Source organism: Bartonella sp. MM73XJBT.G, assembly GCF_028618435.1.
GTDB lineage: Bacteria > Pseudomonadota > Alphaproteobacteria > Rhizobiales > Rhizobiaceae > Bartonella.
Genome location: NZ_JAQISW010000053.1, coordinates 1 through 3,445, shown reverse-complemented (window position 1 = coordinate 3,445; position 3,445 = coordinate 1). Strand labels below are relative to the sequence as shown.

Here is a 3,445-nt window from a genome sequence, read left to right as displayed (position 1 = left end):
CGTGTTCTCAGGGGAAAAGTTGAAATCACGCATATTGAAAACGTTGTCACCAGCTGCCGTCTTTGCTGCTTTGATCAACGCAACAAATGTTTCCCTTATCGTCTCTCTCGGATGCATGGGGGCTCCTGTCCAATTAAGTGTATAAAATGATTGACTAGGATTAATAATGATACTATTATTAGTTATGAGTAATAAAGTTGAAAAAATAATCAGCTTGATGAAAGCATCACCAAAGAACATTAAGTTTTCAGATTTGTTGGCTGTGTGTGTACATTTTTTTGGAGAACCGCGGAACAATGGTACAAGCCACTTTGTTTTTAAAACCCCATGGCTTGGTGACCCCCGTGTGAATATTCAAAAAGGTTCTGGTAACAAAGCAAAAGCTTATCAGGTCAAACAAGTCTTACAAGCGATAGAAAGGATGAAACATGAACAATAATCATTATACATATCGTGTTTTGTGGTCGCAAGAAGATGAGGAATATGTCGGATTGTGTGCAGAATTCCCATCCCTTTCATGGTTAGATGCTCAAGCAGAGAAAGCTTTAAAAGGTATTATGGACCTTGTTTCAGAAGTTGTTGAGGACATGCAACATAATGGAGAAGAAGTTCCTGTGCCTTTGTCACATGGTAAATACAGTGGTAAGTTTCAATTAAGAATACCACCAGAACTCCATAGAAAACTTGCAATACAAGCCGCTGAAAATGGTGTGAGTTTAAACAGATACATTTCTTCTAAACTTTGAATCTTTTAAAAGTCTATACGTACTAAAAGAAATTTAATTTTTATGAAAAACTCTAAATTAAAACAAATACCCGTTTTAAAGACGGATGAAGAAGCAGAAAACTTTGTTGATACTGCAGATCTTACAGATTATGACTTAACTGGTTTTGAACCCGTTCATTTCGAATTTTTCCCTAAAGAAGCCTCTTTGACCACTCCCCACCTTTAACGATAGGGAGGGGAGTTCTGTTTTTAACTTAAGCAACCTTTTTAATGGGGATCTCCAAAGTAGGAGCATAAGCTTGCAATAACGGATTCATGCTATGCGGTAGTTCTGAAGTTCCAAAACCTGTAAGAACTGCTAGAATCTTTGTAATATTTGGCACGTCATCTTGGAGTTTTAAAATCAAAGCTTTTTCTACCACGCCCATGATGTCAACCAGAGCACTACAATTTTTGTCATCTACATATTCACAATTGACAAACTGAAACAACGTTATCCATAAATCGCATAAAAAGTTAGTATCTACCTTCATTGCACACCTCCATGGATTTGTTCTCTCAAACATGCCAATCCTCTAGATGTGATTTTAGTTGAAGGCAGGACCTTTTCTGTACCATCTGGTCTTTGAATGGTGATAGCAGGGCAATCCATGAATCCTTTCTTAATTTTCTCTTGATAAGGTAACAGAGGCGCTCCTGGAGCCCGTCGATACACCCAGTCATGTTTACGCAAATAATCGGTCAAATCTTTTGGTCTCACCTCTAGCATCTTAGCTGCTTCAATAAGACCGAACAAACCATCAGAACGCTTTAAACCATCAAGTGCTTGTGCTTTTGGAGCTAATTCTGCAATCACATGATCTTTCTGCTCAATTTGACTTTGTAAGTGATTCAAGACACCAAGTAATGCTTCGGGCTTGGAATAATCAACTTGTGGAACAGCAACTTGCTTTTCCAATTCTTGCCAACGGTCAATTATTTTTGCTCGTAAGACAGTGCTGTAACCAGAAACAAGAATTAAACATTCACGCTTGGGGAGGTTATAGCAGTTTTGAGGTTTTCCCTGTTTGTCTATATAGGTGCCCCCAAATTTGGGGAGACCTCCTTCAATGTATAATTCTTCAAGTATTTTCTTAATATCACGCATGACATGGTCATGTCTTTTACCACACAACTCAGCAATCTCACGACTAGACATAGTTTGAGCGGTAGCACTGTTAGTAGCACCTTCTTTAGTTTCTATAAGTGTGTTCATTGTGAACTCCTAGATGTTAGATGTTTTCATTGACACCCTTAAAGGTATCGGGTGCTAGCAACACATTGATTTATATAGATAATTTACTGTTTTGCATGTTGAATTAAAAACCCGAATATAGTAAGGTTTTCTTATTCTAAACCTTCTCAGATTGAATCAATTAATATCACTTGCTTGCACGTCAAAAGCGGGGCTGGTGTGTGGGTAAAAACTGTATAAGAAAGGAGTAAAAATGGTCCTTATGAACCGTCTTAATGCAAGGTCTGTCGCAACATTGGGGGCTGGCAAATATAATGATGGTGCCGGCTTGCTTCTTCATAAGCGTAAAGATGGTGGTGCTCAATGGCTTTATCGTTATACCCTTCACGGACGTCGTCGCGAAATGGGATTGGGGGCATTGCGAAATGTCTCTTTAAAAAAAGCCCGTGAATTAGCAAATCAATGGCGTTCTGTTTTGCATGAAGGGCGTGACCCTATTAAAGAACGTGAAAAACAAAAGCGTGAGGTAATAAGCAATCTCCATTATTTAAAAGATATTGCTTTAGATGCTTTTGAAAGTCGTAAAGCTGAATTAAAAGATGATGGTAAGGCTGGAGACTGGTTTTTACCTTTACGGCTTTATATTCTACCAAAATTAGGTTGTCTGCCCGTTTCAGAGATTACACAAACAGAAATACGCAATGTTCTTACTCCTATTTGGCATACAAAAGCTGCAACAGCAGAGAAAGCACTGAATCGTCTTAATATTTGTCTCAAACATGCGGCTGCCTTAGGGTTAGATGTTGATTTACAAGCAACAATAAAAGCACGGGCTCTCTTAGGTAAACAACTCCATAAAACACAAAATATACCAGCTATGGATTGGAAAGATGTTCCTGCCTTTTATCAAACACTCAGTAAAACGATAACAATGACACATTTAGCTTTGCGCTTGCTTATTCTTACAGGGGTTCGTACACGTCCTTTACGTTATATTCATAAAGATCAGATTGACGGGAATATATGGACAATTCCTGCTGAGAATATGAAAGGAAAGCGTGATACAACAAAAGAATTTCGTGTGCCTCTATCATCAGAAGCATTAAAAATCTTAAAACAAGCACGCTCGCTTTCACGCAATGATTTCTTTTTTTCTGCAACCGGTCGGGGTCCTCTTGGTGAGAATTGCATGTCACAATATATGCAACAGATTGGAGTTGAAGCACGTCCCCATGGTTTTCGTTCTAGTTTACGCGATTGGCTTGCTGAAACAACCGATGCCCCCTATGAGGTCGCTGAAACCATTCTAAGTCATACGGTCGGAGGTAAAGTAGAGCGCTCCTATCGTCGTACTGACTATTTAGAACAGCGCCGTGTTTATATGGATAAATGGGCGGCTTATGTTACAGGTCAAGCTTAAGATATGGGGTGCATAACCCCATGATCTGTGGATAACTTTATCTCTCTCTTCTCTCATTCTTTCT

The 3,445-nt window shown here is 39.0% G+C and carries 6 protein-coding genes and 1 pseudogene; 4 read left to right on the top strand and 3 right to left on the bottom strand.

Annotated features, from left to right (window positions below; translation table 11 throughout):
* Nucleotides 1-240 (bottom strand): annotated as a pseudogene (locus PVV59_RS09580) (hypothetical protein); the annotation flags it as partial.
* Between PVV59_RS09580 and PVV59_RS09575 the strand changes: the two are divergent.
* Genes PVV59_RS09575 through PVV59_RS09565 form a run of 3 tightly spaced genes read left to right on the top strand, consistent with a single transcriptional unit; the run spans nt 167 to nt 953 of the window.
* Nucleotides 167-439, top strand: a complete 273-nt coding sequence (locus PVV59_RS09575; RefSeq protein WP_006589097.1) for a hypothetical protein — start codon at nt 167-169, stop codon at nt 437-439. The pseudogene PVV59_RS09580 and the gene PVV59_RS09575 sit on opposite strands and share 74 nt — an antisense overlap.
* Nucleotides 429-746 carry a type II toxin-antitoxin system HicB family antitoxin gene (locus PVV59_RS09570; RefSeq protein WP_004856761.1) on the top strand — a complete coding sequence of 106 codons (318 nt, stop codon included), beginning with the start codon at nt 429-431 and terminating at the stop codon, nt 744-746. Before PVV59_RS09575 ends, PVV59_RS09570 begins: the two co-directional genes overlap by 11 nt.
* 42 nt (nt 747-788) lie before the next feature.
* Nucleotides 789-953, top strand: a complete 165-nt coding sequence (locus PVV59_RS09565) for a CopG family antitoxin (protein ID WP_273755853.1) — start codon at nt 789-791, stop codon at nt 951-953.
* 28 nt (nt 954-981) lie between these two features.
* Here the strand turns inward: PVV59_RS09565 and PVV59_RS09560 are convergent, their stop codons facing one another.
* Entirely contained in the window at nt 982-1,260 is a 279-nt protein-coding gene (locus PVV59_RS09560) for a hypothetical protein (protein WP_273755852.1), read from the bottom strand.
* Nucleotides 1,257-1,982, bottom strand: a complete 726-nt coding sequence (locus PVV59_RS09555) for a phage regulatory protein/antirepressor Ant (protein ID WP_273755851.1) — start codon at nt 1,980-1,982, stop codon at nt 1,257-1,259. Before PVV59_RS09555 ends, PVV59_RS09560 begins: the two co-directional genes overlap by 4 nt.
* A gap of 232 nt (nt 1,983-2,214) precedes the next feature.
* Here PVV59_RS09555 and PVV59_RS09550 point away from each other — a divergent pair, with 232 nt between their 5' ends.
* Nucleotides 2,215-3,381 carry a site-specific integrase gene (locus PVV59_RS09550; RefSeq protein WP_273755850.1) on the top strand — a complete coding sequence of 389 codons (1,167 nt, stop codon included), beginning with the start codon at nt 2,215-2,217 and terminating at the stop codon, nt 3,379-3,381.
* Nucleotides 3,382-3,445: the final 64 nt, after the last annotated feature.